Genomic DNA, 18,072 nt, shown 5'->3' on the forward strand with positions numbered 1-18,072 from the left:
CCTTACAAGATCGCTATTGCTCTGGAAGCATCCATCTTCCTTGCTATATAGCCTTTTTCTTCTAATATTTTCAGATGTGCATAAACACTTGAAGTCGATGCCACCCCTACCATCTTGCATATCTCCCTGATAGTAGGAGCATAACCATTCACACGCTGATATTGCATAATACTTTCATACACATTCTGCTGCTTCTCCGTCAATGGTGCTCTGTCTACCAGATCAATTCTTGCTGCTTCGCTCATGTTCCGCCTCCCTCTTTATCCAAAATACCCATGTGGATGTACTGTGTGTTCTTCTTTTGCATTGACTACCGATAGAATCCTGTCCCGGTACATGAGTCCCCTCTGGATACTGTAAAATCCAAATCTTCTGCGTATCTCATCAACCGCTGAATCCATCTTCATCTGCTTTTCACGCTTCTCCACACTTGAGAACAAATCAATCTGTTCCCAATAATTATCTGTTACTAAGTCTGCACCTCGGACACCAACACTGCGGATTGGTTTGCTCCAGTTATAGTTTTCCTTAAATATCTGATAAGCGTATGCAGCTATCTCTCCGGTGATATTCGTTGCGTGGTCAATCTTTTTCTGACGGGTAAAAGAGAATAACTCATTATCCCTGACACTTATCTCAATCACTCTGCACCGGAATCCATTCTCACGAAGTCTTGCTGCAACACTCTCAGCCAGAATATAAAGAACAATCTTTACATCCTCATCGCATACTAAATCCTTTGGTGTCGTTGTGCTGTTTCCCACCGATTTGATTGGAGCGTAAGTATTCTCCAGCTTGACAGGTGAATCATCATAGCCATTAGCAAACGACCATAAGATACTGCCCATCTTTCCAAGGTGACTGTTAAGCACTTCTTCATCTGCTCTTGCAAGATCACCTATGGTTTTGATACCAAATAATGCAAGCTTTCTGTTCGTACTTTTGCCAACGTATAGAAGATCTGCCACCGGAAGTGACCATGCCTTCTGCTTAAACTCACTCTTATACATAGTTGTGATTGCATCAGGCTTCTTATAATCAGAACCAATCTTTGCAAATATCTTATTGAAAGAAACACCAACACTTACTGTGATGCCAAGCTCTGACTTCATTCTCCCGCTGATTTCCTGTGCAATGAGCAATCCATCTCCTTTAAGGGAACTGCTCCCTGTCACATCAAGCCAGCACTCATCAATTCCATATGGCTCCTGTCTGTCCGTATATTCTGCATATATCTCATGTGCCATTCTTGAGAACCGAAGATATAAGTCCATTCTTGGTGAAACAAATGTTATGTCAGGACAGACCTGCTTTGCCTGCCAGAGTGCCATTCCTGTTTTCACACCGTACTTCTTGGCTGTGTAGTCGGCTGTTAAGACAATCCCATGTCTTGCCTCCGGGTCACCGCCTACTGCCAGTGGCTTTCCTGCAAGCTCCGGATGATGCAGATGCTCAATCGAAGCATAGCAACAGTTGATATCTGAATGAAGTATTACCCTGTCTCCCATCTGCATCACCTCCTGCATTTAATCTGTCACTACCATAACCTTTAGTCCAAGTATATGAGTAATGTTTCTTACAGGGCATAGTATAACCCCAAGAATAATCGACTGTCAACGGACACATGTGTCCTTTTTCTCATTATATTGGATTTTTAACTTGAATAATTGGCACTATTGCTATATACTATGGAGTGAAAAGAGACATTTGAAATCAACAAAATGAAAGAAAAGAGGCGTATGTATGTACTCAATCGGAGAAATCATTTCAACATATAGAAAAAAGAAAGGCTTGCTCCAGCAGGATCTCGCTGATGAACTGGCAAAGGAAGGCATTACCATTTCCTATAAAGCCATATCCAACTGGGAGAGAAATCTTGCTGAACCAAGCGTTACCATATTTTACAAAGTGTGTAGAATCCTTGGTATTACTAACATGTATGAAGCATATTTTGGAGTAAATCCTGCTGATCCTTTTTCATCACTTACTGATGAAGGCAGGGAAAAAGCTATGGACTATATTAATCTGCTCCATGCATCGGGAATGTATGAAAAGCAGACTGCTAAGATAATTCCATTCCGAAGCATTGATATTTTTGAAAATGCAGTATCAGCCGGAACCGGTAACTTCCTTGTAGACGGACCGAAAGAGACTGTATGTATAGATGAATCTATCTTACCGGAAGATACTACTTTCGGTGTCCGTATTAGTGGTGACAGTATGGAACCTGAATTCCACGATGGTCAGATTGCATGGGTATTACAGCAGGAATCTGTTGCTAATGGAGAAATCGGCATCTTCGCTCTAAACGGAGAAGCCTATATTAAGAAATTACAAAACGATAAAGACGGAATTTTCCTTATCTCACTCAATGAAAAGTATGCACCTATCAAGGTTAGTGAAAATGACCGCTTAGACATATTTGGAAAAGTTCTTGGAAAATCTGATGTTTTTGCTATTACAGGACATTGCCGATAAAATTACAAGTCCTTTTTATCGGACACATTATTATGCATAATTGACAATAAAACAATAAGAAAATATCTATAGAACTGAAAGAAGGGATCTTTATGGCGGTTACCAATAATATCAGAGAAATCCGTGAACAGCGAGGCATTTACCAGGATGACCTTGCCGCTGCTATTGGATACAGCACCAAAACTGTCGGCAGGATAGAGCGTGGGGACAGTACCCCATCAGCCGAATTTATGCTGCGGATATCAAAATACTTTAATATGCTGGTGGAAGATGTATTCCACGTGGAAGATTGAGTCGGAGCGGCAATCCGGTTCACCTTCTATTTTGGACAGCTTTTCATGTCCTTATCAACAACTATAGTTTTTTTGATAAATGCTTGACTGTAAACCTTGTTTATAGCTTATTATTAAGTAAAATAGAGTTGCTCGAAAGGAGGGCATAATATGACTATAAAAGACGTAGAAGAGCGAACCGGTTTATCCCGTTCTAATATCCGTTTTTATGAAAAGGAAAAACTTATTGAGCCTTCGAGAAATGAAAGTAATGGTTATAGAGATTATTCTGAAAATGATGTGGAAAATATAAAGAAGATTGCATATCTACGTACATTGGGAATTTCTATTGAAGATATACGAAATATTATATCCGAAAAAGTAACATTGCAGGAAATGCTTGAGAAGCAAAAGGAAGTATTAAAAAATCAGATTACTGATTTGAATAAGGCAATACTCATGTGCGAAAAAATGCTGGATGAAGAAAGTATTAGTTATGAAAAATTACAGGTAGAACAGTATGTAACAGATTTTCATGACTATTGGAAAGATAATCGAACTGTTTTCAAACTGGATTCAGTCAGCTTTTTGTATATATGGGGAAGTATGCTTACCTGGACTATGATTACCGCACTATGCTTGATTATTGGGGCTTTGTCTTATTCTAAGTTGCCGACAGAAATTCCAGTACAATGGAGTAAAGGAGTGGCAACATCCCTAGTTAATAAAAACTGGATTTTTATTTGTCCTGTTATATGTATCATAATCCGTTATTTATTAAAACCTTTTATCTATGCGAAATTGCAGATGAACAATTATTATGGAGAAATTATAACAGAGTATTTGACAAATTATATGTGTTTTATTGTGTTGTCAGTGGAAATCTTCTCCATACTTTTTACTTTCGGAGTGGTAAAAAGTGTTGTTGTACTGTTATTTGTGGACACGGCAATTTTTATTGGATTGTTAGTAGTTGGTTTGGTAAAAATGGATTTGAGAGGGAAAGAAGTTTTATGATTCAAATTTTATATTTCAGAAATAACAATAAGATACTATTTTTCCCACGCCTACTATGAAAGCGGCGGCTATGAGATAGAAATTGCATATACTGGCGAATAAAAGAACCGCTGTTGCATGGTTTATTGGCTTCCATGTAGCGATTGAGCTGGGCACATGATACCCAGCTCTTTTACTATCTACTTTCAACATAAATTTAAAAATCACATATAATTATCCATTAAGTTATATGTAATAACTGTGTAAATCCTAATACAATTTTGCACCTGCTGGGATTGCGTCATCTAACATTACCAGATTCAGTTTTTCTTCTCCATTTACATTGTGAATTGCAGAAAGAAGCATACCACATGAATCTATTCCCATCATAGAACGTGGTGGAAGATTTACGATTGCAAGTAAAGTTTTACCTACAAGTTCCTCCGGCTCGTAAAATGCATGTACTCCTGAAAGAATAGTCCTTTCATTCTCTGTACCATCATCAAGTGTAAATCTAAGAAGTTTCTTACTCTACAGACTGATAAAGCAATCATACATGAAAGCGCTATTACCTTTTTTTTCGTCATAGCCCCTCCTACATTAAATCTTTGTTTTCAACACCCTGTATGGAGAGAACAGCAAAAATTAGTGATATAATCGTTAATATGACAGGAAATATAGCATTGTTTGCCAAAGTAAGGTCGCCTATGTTTGCCTGTGTCAGTATAATAAGCAAAAATGAAGATATGATAGTTGCTTTTGACGATTTCATAGCCAAGCCGATAAACAAGGCAATAAAGCTCATGGTCACTATAACGACTGATTTCAAGATTAGCTGCACATAAAAGCCCAAACTTGCCATGTTAAAATCAAGAGGGAAAGCAGATACCATAAATTGTGAACCAAGCAAAATGCACCCGTAAAGTAATAGTTTCGTAAGAACCAAAGCGGAAAAATTAAAAATCCACACCGCAAGCATTTGTGAAATAAGTATTTTCTGTCGCTTTATCGGATAAGAAAACATTAAATTCATTGTCTTATTCTTGTATGCGCTTACAATAAATGATGAAAGCATGACACTGGTAAATACAAGGAAAGACATACTTGTAAACAACTCAATAGGCGAAGATATAGTATTATTGCCGGGAGCTGCGTCTGGTACGCCTGTATCCGGGTCGTTTGCGATACCAAGATAGGCAAGCGCGAACATGAACAGGCAGAGAACCGCCGCCAATATTACAGCGTTACGGATATATTTACTGATGTTATTTTTCTTCCATTCCAGTTTAATCAGTTTTAACATGATTTCTCCACCTCCCCAGTCATTTTTAGGAAGTAATCTTCCAAAGTTTCCGCTTTTTTGCCAAGAGATATTACCTCAACATCATTCAAAGCAAGCGTTTTCGATAATTCTTGAGTGGATACATGGCTGTCATAAATGCGGATTTTTTCGTCCTCGATAATCTTAAAATTATCAACTCCAAGTTTTTCACTTAACACATAAGCCGCCTTTTTCGTATTGAGTACAGACAATTCAATATAGGCTAAACTCATTTGCTCGATTTCTTTCATGCTGATTTCTTTCATCATCACACCATGATTGATTACACCAACAGTATCAGCAATACTTTCAATCTCTGAAAGAATATGACTGGAAATCATAATTGTTATGCCATATTCGGTGCAGAGTGTTTTCAACAGGTCGCGGATTTGTTTCATTCCCGCCGGGTCAAGTCCGTTTGTCGGCTCATCAAGGATAAGTAACTCCGGCTTACAAAGAATAGCGCGTGCAATTCCAAGACGTTCTTTCATGCCAAGAGAATAATTTTTAACGGCTTTTCCGGCTGTGTCGGATAACCCCAACATATCAAGCGCATTTTCTATGCTGCCATGATTGTAGTACCCCATATATTCACAATGGAGTTTCAAATTTTCATATCCTGTCATGTGGTCGTAAAAGGTGGGAAATTCAATGATACTTCCCATTCGTTTTAAGACTTCATAGGATTGTGGCGAAAGTGTTTCTCCAAAAATCTCAATGGCTCCACTGGTAGGTTTCCAAAGGTTTGTAATCATCTTCATAACTGTTGTTTTACCTGCTCCGTTCGGTCCCAAGAAGCCATAGATTTCTCCTTTTTTTATGTGGAGATTAACGTCATTTACAAGATTTCTTCCGCCAATGGTTTTCGTAATGTGATTAGTTTGTAAAATGTACTGCATATTTCTTATCTCCTTTCTACATACCATTGTAGCGGTTTCGATTTTCAAAACTCTTGAATAATCCTTACAAATTTCTTTCGCAGTATTTAGTAAGACATTTTTTTTAGTTTGACGCTAAATACCGTCTTTACATTCGGAGTGCTATCTAAAATAATATCCCCACCAAGCTGTAATGCTAAGTTTTTAGAAATTGTCAGCCCCAAACCATTTCCTTGTATATTACGATTTCGGGAGTCCTCCATAGTAAAAAGGCGGTCAAATACACTGGCTGCAAAATTTTTTTCAATTCCTTTACCCTTATCAATCACATCAATAAATACTGCATTTTTATCAGTTCTTAAATTTATTCCTAAATATTTCCCGTCTGCTCCATACCGAATAACATTAGAAATAAGATTAAATAAAATACGCTGTATAGCTTCTTTATTCCCATGTACATAGACAGATGTTTCCGGTATATCAATATCAACTTGAAAATTTTTGCTTGTCAGTATTTCGTAAAAATCTAATGTACTTTCACGACAAACCTCACATACATCAATTCTCGACAGTTCTATATCCATATCGCCGGACTCTAACTTTGCCAAAGTGAAAAACTGGTTAATCAGTTCCATGACGTTTTCTGCTTTCTGTTCGATTTTCCCTAACATTTCGTCTGTACTTGTCCCATTGATACGCATAATTTCCAAATATCCCAAAATGACAGTCATAGGTGTCTTTATATCATGTGAAATATTAGAAAGCATTTTTTTAGAAGCAATTTCCGAACGACAATAATCTGCTTTTACTTTTAGATGATTTTCCAACAAATGGTTTATTTGTGCAGCAAGTTCCATAAGCTCTTTGTTCTCGGTAAAAACCATTACGCGCTCGGAGCTGTTTGTATCAGTTATTTCTTTTAGCTTTCCGCTGATTTTTTGTATTTTTTTCTGTATTCCAGTGCGAAAAATAAATTGCTGATACAAAACTGTTATGAGTAAAATCACAATACAAATAAAAAGGAAAAAAATAATCGTCGGCTCACTCATAGCGTATCTCCTAATTTATATCCAATCCCCCAAACTGTTAGAATATAACGGGGATTTCGGTTATCGTCCTCAATCTTATTCCTCAATCTGCTGATATGCACATTAACAGCATTTTCATCTCCCAAATAAGCGTCATTCCAAACAAGAGAATATATTTGTTCTTTGGTATATACCTTTTTAGGATTTTGTAATAGTAGTTTCAAAATATCAAATTCCTTTGCGGTCAATTCAATATTTTTCCCCTTTTTAGTAATTGTATAATCGGATAAGTTCATTGCCAAATCTCCGGCAGCCAGTATAGCTGGAGCAGTAACAGACGTATTATCATACTGAGTTGTTCTTCTTATATTTGCTTTTATCCGGGCTAAGACTTCTGCAACAGAAAAGGGCTTTGTAATATAATCATCAGCACCTAATCCTAAACCTAAAGTTTTATCTGCTTCGGTATCTTTTGCCGATACAATAATAACAGGAACTACACTATTTTTTCTGATGTACTGCATAACGTCCATACCGCTGATTTTAGGTATCATAAGGTCTAATAGAACTAAACTGAATGCAGAAGTGTCAAATTGATTACAGGCTTCCTGTCCGTCAACTGCACAAGTAACTTCATAATTTTCAGTCGTCAAATAATTAGTCAACATTTCGCTGATTTCTGTATCATCTTCAATTAGCAAAATCTTGTGTTTATTCATAATTTGCTTTTTTCTCCTTTCTTCTGCCGTCAACAGGTTTTTCTGCGTCCTTTGGTATCAACCACATATAACCGATTTTTGAAACTCCCGGTATTCTGTTTTCTTTGCAAAGTATCTGTACCCGTCGTTCAGAAATTCCCCATTTTGCCGCTGCTTCGGGGCAAGACATATATTCCATAGTCAACCGTCCTTTCCACAAAATCTATATTATAATTATAATCGGATAACCGAATAATATCAAGTGCGTGATATGCTCTATTTCTATCCATACTATGATGTGTGTAATCATATCTCGAAAAGAAGATGAAATATACAATGTAGTTGGGTGAAATGACTATGAAGCAGAACAAAGAAAAATTCGATTTTAAGGCTTTCGGGCAAGCCATTAAAGCAGCAAGAAAAGCAAAGGGAATATCACGCAATCAGTTAGCCGACACGCTGAATATTGCACCCCGATATATTGCGTCCATTGAGAACAGTGGGCAGCACCCAAGTTTACAGATTTTATATGAACTTGTAACTCTGCTTGATGTATCAGTAGACCAGTTCTTTTTCCCGGAACGGGAACAGGAGAAGTCCACACGCCGCCGTCAACTCGAAGTTGCCGACTATGGTATCAGCGTTATCTTTGTATATCGCTTTTAGCTGTGACTGGCTCTGCAAAATAATTGAAGCAGAGATTTCCCGGCTTCGTATGGTGGCTATGAGCTTTTCAAACTTCGGTATCTGCCCGATATTTGCAAACTCGTCTAACAGGCAGCGCACATGGACGGGCAGCCTGCCGCCGTATTCATCATCTGCCTTGTCGCAAAGGAGATTGAAAAGCTGCGTGTAAAGAATACTCACAACAAAGTTAAAGGTGTCATCGGTGTCGCTGATAATGACAAACAGGGCGGTCTTGCGGTCGCCTATGGTGTCAAGCTCCATTTCGTCAGTTTCCATAAGGTCGCGCAGCTCTTTAATGTCAAAGGGTGCAAGCCGCGCACCGCAGGAAATGAGGATAGAGCTTCTTGTCTTTCCCGCAGATAACAGGAATTTCTTATACTGCCGGACGGCAAAGTGCTCCGGGTCTTTTTCCTCCAACCGTTCAAACATGAGGTCAACGGGGGACTGAAATTCCGGGTCGTCCTCGCGGGCTTCACTGGCATTTATCATTTCAAGCAGCGTCGTGAAGTTTTTTTCTTCCTCCGGGGCTTCGTACCAAATGTAGCCGATAAGGGCGCAGTAAAAGAGCCGTTCCGATTTTACCCAAAAATAACACCAGAGAAAAAAGGCTGTAAAAACAGGAACAGCCAGCCCGAAAGGATTTACGGACTGGCTGTATCAGCAGAGTGATATTATTTTGAAATTAACTACCTTTTAAGTGATATCTATACAAAAGATCATTCCTCCCTAATGGCAGACAAGATGCTTGTTTTCTTCAACTCGGATTTTGCGTATACAGTGAAAATCAAATATATAATTGCTAAAACAACGACTAACGCCAGTAGAAACAGCCACGGCAATACCAACGTAATGCAATGGTTCACCGCATCCAATCGTCTACAAACAATTGCACTTAAAATGCTTCCAAATACAAGAGCTATTACCAACGAACCTCCGAGGTAAATTCCTATCTCCCTATCCAGCATTGCTTTCAACTGTTGCCGTGTTGTTCCAACAGCTTCAAGCAAACCGAATTCACGCTTTCTATTCTGAAAATCAACCATAAGCATATTCACAAGACTGATACTTCCAAAGACGAACAGAATAGCAGAAGTCATATATAGAGCATTTATAGATGCACTGTATCGATGCTGAATATTTTTAATCGTTTGTTCAATCGTATTTACTTCTATTTTTTCATTTTTATCCGCAATCTTCTGAACTGCGGTCAAAACTTCATCAAAACGTCCCTCTGAATTTTTAACCGCCAGAATCCCCGTCTGTTCCGTTATCCCTGTCAGTTTCTTTGCTGTGTCATAAGTCATAATGAAGTAGGGGCTTCCGGGAACAACCGGGCTATCCTCCATTAAATCAGACCTATTGTATGTGCCTACAACAACGGCTTCCACATCAAAGGTTCTACCATCAAAAGCTCTGCCCTCAATCTTCAAAGCATCGCCAACTTGTGCTATGTCTTCTGCAACCAATATTCCATTTTTCTCAACCATATCGTCGTAATCTGCTGTTCCAGAGGATAACACCGCCTGCTTTTCTTCTGTCTGTTCCCGATTTAAGGTTGGAAAGAAGTCTGAAATGCTCGTGATAGAACCACTTTCGCCCGAAAAAGTAGCTGTCATATAAACGCTGTCAAATGCGGTAATTTTTTCTATCCCATCTACCTTTTCTAATTCCTGCATCAATGCCTGATCTTCAAGTGGATTTTCTTCCAGTTGCAATTTTGCGCTTCCGTATGGCTCCGCTTCGTTATCGAAAGAGCTGCCAACTGTATTTCTTATTTGTATAAGAATGTTACCGGCAGGATAATATTTGAAACTTGCCTGTTTTGCCGGATCAATAGAACCAGCAACCGTAGAAGTAACCAGTAAAAGAGCTCCGCTTACTCCAAGCATTAAAAGCGTCAGAACTGCTTTTTGTTTGTTTCTTTGTATATTTATTTTCGCCAGATTAAACGGCGTAAGTTTCCGATGCAGTTTTGAGCTGCTTTTTGCCTTTCCAGCATACGCAAGGTATTTAGCACCCTCTACCGGGGAAGTATTCATTGCTACTCGGACAGGCTTAAAAATGGCAATATTCACTGTTACAAAGGCTACTGCGGCAATCAGTACAGCATAAATAACTGTTGTTTTTAGCCGGAATCCATCAGGACAGCCAATAAATCCAATCAGTACACCAATGACAAGCCCCAAAGGAATACCAGCTAAGGCATATAAACGTCCCTCTTTACTTGCCATCCGTTTAATCTGTCTTTTTGTCATGCCAACTGTCCGCAGTTGCCCAAACATCTGAACATTTTTTACAATCTTTGTGTAAAAAACACCATAGACAATCGTTGCCGCCAAAATAGCCGTCAACGCCGCCAGTAGTGGTACTGGAATCGGAATACCCGATGTTATCACACCCGACATAACAGCAGAATACTCTGTAAGCATTACCTGTTCCTCGACAATGCCTGTATTTTGTATTGCTTTGCCGGCAAAATTAAGAATAGCCGTGGAACTTATGGCGTCTGTATTCAACCGCGTATATGCTGTAACCTGAAAAGAATCTTTTGCCAAATCTTGGGCAAGCTCTTTACTAACATAAATAAAATATCCGTTGCTTTCTTTCGTATTATTCAAAACACCTGAAAGTGTATATTCTGCTTTCTGTCCTGTTCCAGTCAGGTCAATAGAAATTGTATCGCCAGTCTGATAGGATTTTCCTAAAAAATCAAGGTAGTTCTGGGGGAGCATAATCTCATCCGCTTTCTGCGGCACACTTCCCTGAAAAGTTTTTTCTTCCTGATGTAAAAAATAATCTTCATTTCCATAAGCAACAGTAATTGTTTTATTTTCAACATAAAACACACCTATAGCGGAATATTCGCCAACCCATGTAATATTTTCGTTTTGATGCAGCTGAGCCGTTTGTTCGTCTGTAACTCCCAAAATGCCAATCTGCGCTTTATTCCTCTGTGTGTTCTTGAATTTCTCTTGTGTACCTGTTGATATTAGGAGAATCGAAAAAACCATACAGACAGAGATGGCGATTGTCAAAAGCAGAAATGCCTTGTTTCTCTTATCCGCTTGCATACTCCTACCTGCCAATTTTTTTACAATGGCACTTGTATCATTCTCAAAAGGCCATGTCATAGTCTGCCACCTCCTTATTCCACAATCTTGCCATCCTCAATGCGGACAATCCGATCTGCAAGACGGGCTATGTCGTTATTGTGGGTAATCATCACAACAGTCTGCCGGAACTCCGCACTTGTGCGCTTGATAAGCCCCAACACCTCGGCGCTGGTCTTGCTGTCAAGGTTGCCGGTCGGCTCGTCAGCCAGCACGATAGCCGGTTTGGTAATCAGGGCGCGGGCGATAGCCACACGCTGCTGCTGGCCGCCGGAAAGATTATTCGGCATATTTTTCAGTTTATCTTCCAGCCCCAGCAGGTGAACGATCTCGTCCAAAAACTTCTGATCCACCGTGTCCCCGTCCAACTCCACCGGCAGGACAATGTTCTCATACACATTCAGGATGGGAACAAGGTTATAGTTCTGGAAGATAAAGCCGATGTTGCGGCGGCGAAAGATGGTAAGCTGCTCGTCGTTCTTCTTTGCCAGTTCTTCGCCCCGGACGATCACGGTTCCGCTGGTGGGAGTGTCCAGCCCGCCCATCATGTGAAGCAGGGTGGACTTGCCGCTGCCGGAGGTTCCCACAACAGCCACAAACTCGCCGTCCTCCACGGAGAAATTTACGCCGTCAAGGGCGCGGGTAATGTTCGGTTCTGTACCGTAATACTTTTTCAGGTCAATAGTCTGTAAAATGCTCATACTCAAAACTCCTTTCAAGGCTTTCTGCCTGTTGATAAGGCTATTGTAAAACCCAAATGTCCGCGAAATGTTACAGTGGCCAAAAAATTTCATTGAAAATCGGGGTGAAATGTTACAATGCTCGGACATTTCAAAAAAATTTACGGCGGGCAGCCGGAAATGGCCGTCCGCCGCATTCTATTTTGTCGGCAGCATAATGGAAAATTCCGAACCCTTGCCAGGCTCCGAAACCACTTTGATATAGCCGCCCTGCCGCGTTACGATCTCGCGGGCCAGATACAGGCCAATGCCCACGCCCTGTTGTTCGTGTACTTCTTCCTCACGATAGAAGCGCCGGAAGATGGCGGCCTGATTGCTTTCGGAAATGCCCTTGCCGGTGTCGGTCACTTTGATCTCCACATACATTTCCCACAGCACCACCGACACAGCGATTTTCCCGCCTGCCGGGGTGTACTTCACTGCATTGTCCAGCAGGTTAAAGAGGGCTTCGGATGTCCACTTGCTGTCATGGAAAACGGTCAAATCCTCCGGACAGTCCACGGACACGGCAATTTCCTTTTTCTCCGCTGCATACACGATCCCACTCATGGCCTGCGCCACGGTATCAAAGAGGCGGCCCGGTTTCTTGTCCAACTGGATCACGCCCGTTTCCAGCCGGGAGGTTTTCACAAGGGCTTGAAAGAGAAAGTCCAGCTTATCCGTCTGGCTGCGGATTCCCCGGATAAAGTCGGTGCGCTCCGCCTCGGTCATAGGCTTTTCCAGCAGCGTGTCCGTCGCCATTTTCAGATTGCTTACCGGCGTTTTCACCTGATGGGAAATATCCGATACAAGGGTCTGTAACTCCTGCCGTTCCTCGTCCACCCGGCGGTGGTTCTCCTGCATGATCTGGTAAAGCCTTGCCAGCCGGTGTCCAATTCTGGCAAGCTGGGTTTCGCTGTCCTCTGGCCGCCGGGGTGCTTCATTTCCGGCGATCATGTGGTCTAAGGTCTGGCACAGGTCAGCGGTAAACTGCGACAACCGCTTTCCAAACGCCTGCGTCAGTACAAAAATCCCCACAAGGGCGCACAACAGCAGCGCCCCGCCCGTCAGCAGCACCGCCGTCTGTTTTGTCACAAAAAACAGGGCTATGGTGATCCCGGACATGGAGAGGACAAGCCCTATTGCCACCCGGCCAAATAGCCGCTTTACCGAGAGGTTCTGAAACTTCATTTTACCTCGCCTCCCGTCCATTGATAGCCCATGCCGTAAACGGTCTTGATGTATGGCACACCTCCGTCGGCTTCAATCTTGCTGCGAATCCGGCTGATGGAGGTTGTCAGGGTGTGTTCGTCCACAAACCTCTCGTCTATATCCCACAGCTTTTCCAAAAGCTGCCCACGGGTCAGCACTTGCCGGGGATTTTTGCGGAACAGGTTCAGCATTTTGTACTCCATCGGGGATAGGGTCAGGGGCTTGCCGTTTAGGGAAGCCGTCTGCTCCGAGAAGTCCAGAAACAGCCTCCCGTCGTCGTAAATGTCCTTGGCCGGTTTGTGGTGTTCCAGCATGGCGAACATGGCTTTGATTTTCCGCTGCAAGGCCCCGATCACAAAGGGCTTTGTGATATAGTCTACCGCGCCCACCTCATAGCCCCGTATCTGGTCGCTCTCCTGATCGTTGGCGGTCAGGAAAATTACAATGGTGTCCGGGTGCTGGGGCTTTATCAGCTTGCACAGCTCAAAACCATTCCCGTCCGGCAGGTTAATGTCCAGCAGCACTAAATCAAATTCGCGCTGGCGGATGGCGTCGGCTGCGGTTCTGGCATTTAGGGCAGAAGTCACGCCGTAGCCGTCTGCGGTCAGGTTATAGTCTAACATCTTATTCAAAAAACTGTCGTCCTCGACAATTAAAATCTGCTTCATATCCTCACTTCCTTTGCTTTTTTCAGATAGTATAACAGGCAAATGTCCGCGAATTGTTACAAGGACAAATATATTTATCATTTTACAGCTTTTTTCTGTGTACTGCAATTTTATAAAAGAAAGGACAGCAGTATCAAATTGCTGTCCTTGCGGTTTATTATAGCTGGTAGTGTATAAGCGTGGGTTCATCATATTTTGTGTGGTATCTTTAACTATGGGAAACTCCACACTCCCATTTCGATATTGTTTTATCACTGATTCCCAACACTTCAGATAATTGTTTCTGTGTATACCCTTTTGCCTTTCTTTCATCAGAAATAAACTTTCCAATTTTTACCTGATCCATTGTTTTCCTCCTTTCTGCTCCAAGTGTAGTATAAAAAATTGCTTCTTCACACCCACGTAGCGTAGAGAATGGTGAATATATGCGGATTCTACGCTTCGTAGAGTATATAATATCTACTGATTTCCTGTTTAATCTATATCATAATATTACCATAAATCATATTGTTTCATAGTTTCTGCATTTCGATATTCATGCTTCTCATAATATCCTATCAGCTTACCTTCATCTCTAAGTGCCACCATGTAAACATCTTTATTCTGTTTCTCATTGTGAAAAGTATAGACGAAATTATGACTTTCATCTGCTGCAAACCAGTCCACTACCTGCTGTATTTTATCCCTGGATTCCGTATTATGACAATCTGATAAACTTTTTCCGATAAGTTTATCTCCACCTCGCTTTGCATAGCTGATAACAGCTGCCGGATTCATGTAGATAATCTCATGTTTAAGATTGCATATAACAACAGATGCCCTGTCCTGATCAACAATACTCTTATAAAAGCTGACATAGGATTTAAACTTAGTTACCTTTTCATTATCCAGCCTCTTTTGAAGTTGTGGTTTCTTTCTTCGATAATAATCGTATATCTCTCCATCAGGTATCCAGATTTGTGCCTCATTTATCTTATCAAGTACAGCTTCAACAATCTGTTCATCTGCCAGTAAATCAGGTACTTTATCATGCTCTGTAACATATTTTTTGTATTCCTCAAACACCCAGCCTGTAATCTTATCCTTCTGTTTCATCTTGAAATTACTAAATGTCTTATTCATCTGTAAATGCTGACCATCTATCTTTTTATGTATTTTTGTCTTTTTACTTTTTGTCAAATTTCTCCCACCTTTATATAATTAGCAACTTTTGCAAGTATAGCGCATATTTCGCATTTATCTTTTCACATTATAACATCTATCATATTTATCCGTATTAAAAAAGGACGCAGAATCTCTCCCACGTCCTCACATCTATCTGGCTTTATCTTCTCTTACCTTCGATACTTCCTTATGTGCCGCTTCCTGCTTCACCTCATCCACACCTCTAGCCTCAAATGCATCTGCATTATACTGATACTCCTGTGGTTCAGCAACCATTGACGAGTATACAATCTCCGCTTCCACTCGCTCAGTTTCTGTCCTCTCCGGTTCTGTCTGTTCCTGCTTATTCGCATTCTCCATATGCTTTTCCTTATCAAGCTGCACATTCATAGCGAGATTATCCAGCTTAACAATCGAAGCATCCAGATGTAGTTCCATTGACACAAGCATCTTTTTCACTGCTTTCATAGGTGCAAGCACCGCCTTTGTAATGGGATGGTTCTGCTCTTTCTGTGAGTAATCCACCTCCGGTTTGTCAGCAAAAGTGCGGAATGCATTGGCTGCTGTCTGCCCTGCTTCTCGAAATCCTTTTGCAAGAAGTGCTGTCTTTGCTATATCCTTATCCGTGGTCTTGATTGCGCCTCTTACATTTTCCCGGATATTAATAAGTCTTTTCTTAATTCCTAAGAACTCAGACACCCTGTATAATGCAGCTCTTCCCTTTGCCTTTGCTTCATCGACTATGCCCTTAGCAGTAGATTTGACCTGTTCTTTCACTTCTAATACCTGTGACTTTATCTGCTCACATCTGGTATTAAGTCGCTCCTGTGCTTCTGACAATGCCTTTTTTGCATTATTGACAAGTGTATCTTCCTGCATTTCTTTAATCTGGTTCTGCATATGAGTAAGTTCTTCCGTCATGGAATCAATCTTTTTCTCCAGTCCATCCACATAGCTGCATATCTCAAATACATCGTTTGCCTGCTCTTTCATGGCATTCTTCTTTAATAATTCGAGAAGTTCTCTTATGACCTCCTCATTGGTAAGTGTTTTTCCTGCTTCCATATCCATTCTGTTTCCTCCATTCTGAAACGGGGCAGCCTTGACCGCCCCTATAACCTGATTACTAATTATCGAAAGGGTGTTGCCTCTTTGTCCTTCTCTTTATCGGGATTGCCATGATGTTTCTCGGCACTCTCCCTCGCCTTTTCATTGCTCTTATCCTTTGCTTTCTCATATTCCGAGATAATCTCATTATAGAGTTTTTCCCTGAAATCCTTTGTGACCGGATAGCAGACATCCTGGTAGATTGGCTTTCCCTGCTCATCCACCTGCTTTGTCTTATAAGATGGCATTGATACAAAGATTTTCTCTTTTCCCTGCACGATATTGATGTTATTTACGATGAAACTATTTTCAAAATAAATGCGGGCAAGTCCCTTGATGTTACTGCCTTCCCTCTCATAAGGTGTCACAGTTACGGAAAACTCAGGCATTTCCTGTGTTCTGTCCTGCTTCTGTGTCTCCTCTTTCTCCGGTTCTTTGATTCTTGCATAGGCATCAAGGATATTGGTATAGAGTTCCTCTCGAAACTCTGCTGTGATAGGATTGCACACATCCTTATAGATCACGCCATTGCTTTCATCACGCTCATTGGAGCGGTATCTAGGCATTGATACGAAAAGCTCTCCCTTGTCCTTATTCTCAAGGATTGCTATATTGGTAATCTTAAATGAATCACCAAATACTACTGTTGCAAATCCTTTGATGTTGCTGCCCTCTTTCGCTCTTACTTCGTTTACCTTAATTGAATACTTCATATGCTATTCCTCGCTTTCTTTTTGTTCTTTGTTTTTCTCCGGTATGATAAGCTCACACCAAAGCTGCTCTATCTGTTCACAAGACAATCTGCCATTAAGCCAGTTGCCAAGTGTAACAACCATTCCATCCTGCTCATAATAGAGCCACTCCTGTGTTTCAATGTTCCCCTCATACACGATGGTCACATCAAAATCAGGCATGAATAATCCTTCCTCTGCATCCCATACACAGGCTATTCCCTGTCTGAGTGTCAGATTCAGGCTTTCGACATACACAGACCAGCCGCTTACGACTATCTGAAAGTCATCATCAATCTCTGCAATATCATCCTCGATGTCGATTAGCTCTTCCATCTCTGATACAGCTTCTTCCACATCACACAGTCTGTATCTTTTATTCATCCACAACTGCCTCCTTATATCTGCATCTGACCACAAAACGCATAGTACCCTTCTGCGAACAGGTAAAAAGAGTTAATTCTTTTTCCTCTCCCTGAGTCTTGATGCTGTTGTCATAAGGATTTACCACCTCTGTACCTGTTACCTCATAGATATGAGTCTGTCCGTTTTTGTCGATAATTGTCACATTATCTCCTATGGAAATCTGATTTAGTGGTGTGAAAAATGTGCCATATCTGCTACCATTATGACCGCACAGCACACAGTTACCACTTTCTCCGATTCCTGCTGTCTCAGGTATGTGACCAATCCCGACATTAAGGACATCCACACTCGTTCCTTCCATTACCGGATATCTGATATCTATGCTCGGTATCTCAATGATGCCGATAACACCGCCTTCTTTAAGAATGGCTTCATCCTCTTCACTAATGGAGGTTTGCTCTTCCTCCACATCTGTTTCTTCATCGTAATCATCCTCCAATGTCTGCTCAAATTCACTTATGAGCTGTTCTGTCTGTTTTTCTCCGGTTGCCCGCCAGAAAAAAGGGACTGCCATAATGGCAATCCCTGCTGTAATCAGTAGTCCTGCGACCACTTTTCTTATGCTCATATTATTCAC

The 18,072-nt window shown here is 41.1% G+C and carries 21 protein-coding genes and 2 pseudogenes; 4 read left to right on the forward strand and 19 right to left on the reverse strand.

Annotation, left to right across the window (positions count from 1 at the left end):
• Positions 1-2: 2 nt before the first annotated feature.
• Positions 3-245, reverse strand: a complete 243-nt coding sequence (locus tag H8700_RS03550; RefSeq protein WP_004611567.1) for a LexA family protein — start codon at positions 243-245, stop codon at positions 3-5.
• Between the two features lie 15 nt (positions 246-260).
• The gene (gene dinB, locus H8700_RS03555; protein ID WP_249303170.1) at positions 261-1,508 is read right to left on the reverse strand and encodes a DNA polymerase IV; all 1,248 of its coding nucleotides are present in this window, start codon (positions 1,506-1,508) and stop codon (positions 261-263) included.
• A 235-nt stretch (positions 1,509-1,743) separates the two neighbouring features.
• Between dinB and H8700_RS03560 the strand changes: the two genes are divergently transcribed.
• The 3 genes from H8700_RS03560 to H8700_RS03570 all read left to right on the forward strand — a co-directional run bounded on the left by H8700_RS03560 (position 1,744) and on the right by H8700_RS03570 (position 3,767).
• Positions 1,744-2,478, forward strand: coding sequence for a helix-turn-helix domain-containing protein (locus tag H8700_RS03560; protein ID WP_249303171.1), 735 nt, complete (start codon positions 1,744-1,746; stop codon positions 2,476-2,478).
• A gap of 92 nt (positions 2,479-2,570) precedes the next feature.
• On the forward strand, positions 2,571-2,771 hold the full coding sequence (locus H8700_RS03565; protein WP_004611564.1) for a helix-turn-helix transcriptional regulator: 201 nt from the start codon (positions 2,571-2,573) through the stop codon (positions 2,769-2,771).
• A gap of 150 nt (positions 2,772-2,921) precedes the next feature.
• Positions 2,922-3,767 (forward strand): MerR family transcriptional regulator, encoded by an 846-nt coding sequence (locus tag H8700_RS03570; protein ID WP_249303173.1) that lies wholly within the window; start codon positions 2,922-2,924, stop codon positions 3,765-3,767.
• A 249-nt stretch (positions 3,768-4,016) separates the two neighbouring features.
• On the opposite strand, the pseudogene H8700_RS03575 reads toward H8700_RS03570, so the two are convergent.
• The 6 genes and pseudogenes from H8700_RS03575 to H8700_RS03600 all read right to left on the reverse strand — a co-directional run.
• A pseudogene (locus H8700_RS03575) lies at positions 4,017-4,277 on the reverse strand (methionyl-tRNA formyltransferase); the annotation flags it as partial.
• A 64-nt stretch (positions 4,278-4,341) separates the two neighbouring features.
• On the reverse strand, positions 4,342-5,049 hold the full coding sequence (locus tag H8700_RS03580; RefSeq protein WP_249303176.1) for an ABC transporter permease: 708 nt from the start codon (positions 5,047-5,049) through the stop codon (positions 4,342-4,344).
• A complete protein-coding gene (locus H8700_RS03585; RefSeq protein ID WP_249303178.1) occupies positions 5,043-5,966 on the reverse strand; it encodes an ABC transporter ATP-binding protein in 924 nt (307 codons plus the stop codon). Before H8700_RS03585 ends, H8700_RS03580 begins: the two co-directional genes overlap by 7 nt.
• Before the next feature lie 86 nt (positions 5,967-6,052).
• The gene (locus H8700_RS03590; RefSeq protein ID WP_249303180.1) at positions 6,053-6,994 is read right to left on the reverse strand and encodes a sensor histidine kinase; all 942 of its coding nucleotides are present in this window, start codon (positions 6,992-6,994) and stop codon (positions 6,053-6,055) included.
• The gene (locus H8700_RS03595) at positions 6,991-7,692 is read right to left on the reverse strand and encodes a response regulator transcription factor (RefSeq protein ID WP_249303182.1); all 702 of its coding nucleotides are present in this window, start codon (positions 7,690-7,692) and stop codon (positions 6,991-6,993) included. The genes H8700_RS03590 and H8700_RS03595 overlap by 4 nt, the downstream gene beginning before the upstream one ends.
• Positions 7,685-7,870: a helix-turn-helix domain-containing protein gene (locus tag H8700_RS03600; RefSeq protein ID WP_249303184.1), complete on the reverse strand. Its 186-nt coding sequence runs from the start codon at positions 7,868-7,870 to the stop codon at positions 7,685-7,687. Before H8700_RS03600 ends, H8700_RS03595 begins: the two co-directional genes overlap by 8 nt.
• Positions 7,871-8,028: 158 nt before the next feature.
• On the opposite strand from H8700_RS03600, the gene H8700_RS03605 reads away from it, so the two are divergent.
• Positions 8,029-8,337, forward strand: a complete 309-nt coding sequence (locus H8700_RS03605; RefSeq protein ID WP_330606284.1) for a helix-turn-helix domain-containing protein — start codon at positions 8,029-8,031, stop codon at positions 8,335-8,337.
• On the opposite strand, the pseudogene H8700_RS03610 reads toward H8700_RS03605, so the two are convergent.
• The 11 genes and pseudogenes from H8700_RS03610 to H8700_RS03660 all read right to left on the reverse strand — a co-directional run.
• Positions 8,269-8,946: pseudogene (locus H8700_RS03610) on the reverse strand (VirD4-like conjugal transfer protein, CD1115 family); the annotation flags it as partial. The gene H8700_RS03605 and the pseudogene H8700_RS03610 overlap by 69 nt on opposite strands.
• 128 nt (positions 8,947-9,074) lie before the next feature.
• Positions 9,075-11,489, reverse strand: coding sequence for an ABC transporter permease (locus H8700_RS03615; protein WP_249303187.1), 2,415 nt, complete (start codon positions 11,487-11,489; stop codon positions 9,075-9,077).
• Between the two features lie 14 nt (positions 11,490-11,503).
• Positions 11,504-12,169, reverse strand: coding sequence for an ABC transporter ATP-binding protein (locus tag H8700_RS03620; protein ID WP_071431016.1), 666 nt, complete (start codon positions 12,167-12,169; stop codon positions 11,504-11,506).
• A 177-nt stretch (positions 12,170-12,346) separates the two neighbouring features.
• A complete protein-coding gene (locus H8700_RS03625; protein ID WP_249303188.1) occupies positions 12,347-13,378 on the reverse strand; it encodes a sensor histidine kinase in 1,032 nt (343 codons plus the stop codon).
• Complete coding sequence (locus H8700_RS03630; protein WP_249303189.1) at positions 13,375-14,067, reverse strand: response regulator transcription factor; 693 nt, start codon at positions 14,065-14,067, stop codon at positions 13,375-13,377. The genes H8700_RS03625 and H8700_RS03630 overlap by 4 nt, the downstream gene beginning before the upstream one ends.
• Positions 14,068-14,275: 208 nt before the next feature.
• The gene (locus H8700_RS03635; protein ID WP_249303190.1) at positions 14,276-14,413 is read right to left on the reverse strand and encodes a helix-turn-helix domain-containing protein; all 138 of its coding nucleotides are present in this window, start codon (positions 14,411-14,413) and stop codon (positions 14,276-14,278) included.
• A gap of 146 nt (positions 14,414-14,559) precedes the next feature.
• Positions 14,560-15,246, reverse strand: coding sequence for a PAS domain-containing protein (locus tag H8700_RS03640; RefSeq protein WP_249303191.1), 687 nt, complete (start codon positions 15,244-15,246; stop codon positions 14,560-14,562).
• Positions 15,247-15,381: 135 nt separating this feature from the next.
• Positions 15,382-16,302, reverse strand: a complete 921-nt coding sequence (locus H8700_RS03645) for a DUF6674 family protein (RefSeq protein ID WP_249303193.1) — start codon at positions 16,300-16,302, stop codon at positions 15,382-15,384.
• 59 nt (positions 16,303-16,361) lie between these two features.
• Positions 16,362-17,051 carry a SpoVG family protein gene (locus tag H8700_RS03650; protein WP_015516986.1) on the reverse strand — a complete coding sequence of 230 codons (690 nt, stop codon included), beginning with the start codon at positions 17,049-17,051 and terminating at the stop codon, positions 16,362-16,364.
• Positions 17,052-17,054: 3 nt separating this feature from the next.
• The gene (locus H8700_RS03655; protein WP_249303195.1) at positions 17,055-17,453 is read right to left on the reverse strand and encodes a hypothetical protein; all 399 of its coding nucleotides are present in this window, start codon (positions 17,451-17,453) and stop codon (positions 17,055-17,057) included.
• Positions 17,446-18,063 (reverse strand): class D sortase, encoded by a 618-nt coding sequence (locus H8700_RS03660; protein ID WP_249303198.1) that lies wholly within the window; start codon positions 18,061-18,063, stop codon positions 17,446-17,448. Before H8700_RS03660 ends, H8700_RS03655 begins: the two co-directional genes overlap by 8 nt.
• Between the last annotated feature and the right edge of the window lie 9 nt (positions 18,064-18,072).

Source organism: Jutongia hominis, from assembly GCF_014384965.1.
In the GTDB taxonomy this organism is placed as follows: domain Bacteria; phylum Bacillota; class Clostridia; order Lachnospirales; family Lachnospiraceae; genus Butyribacter; species Butyribacter hominis.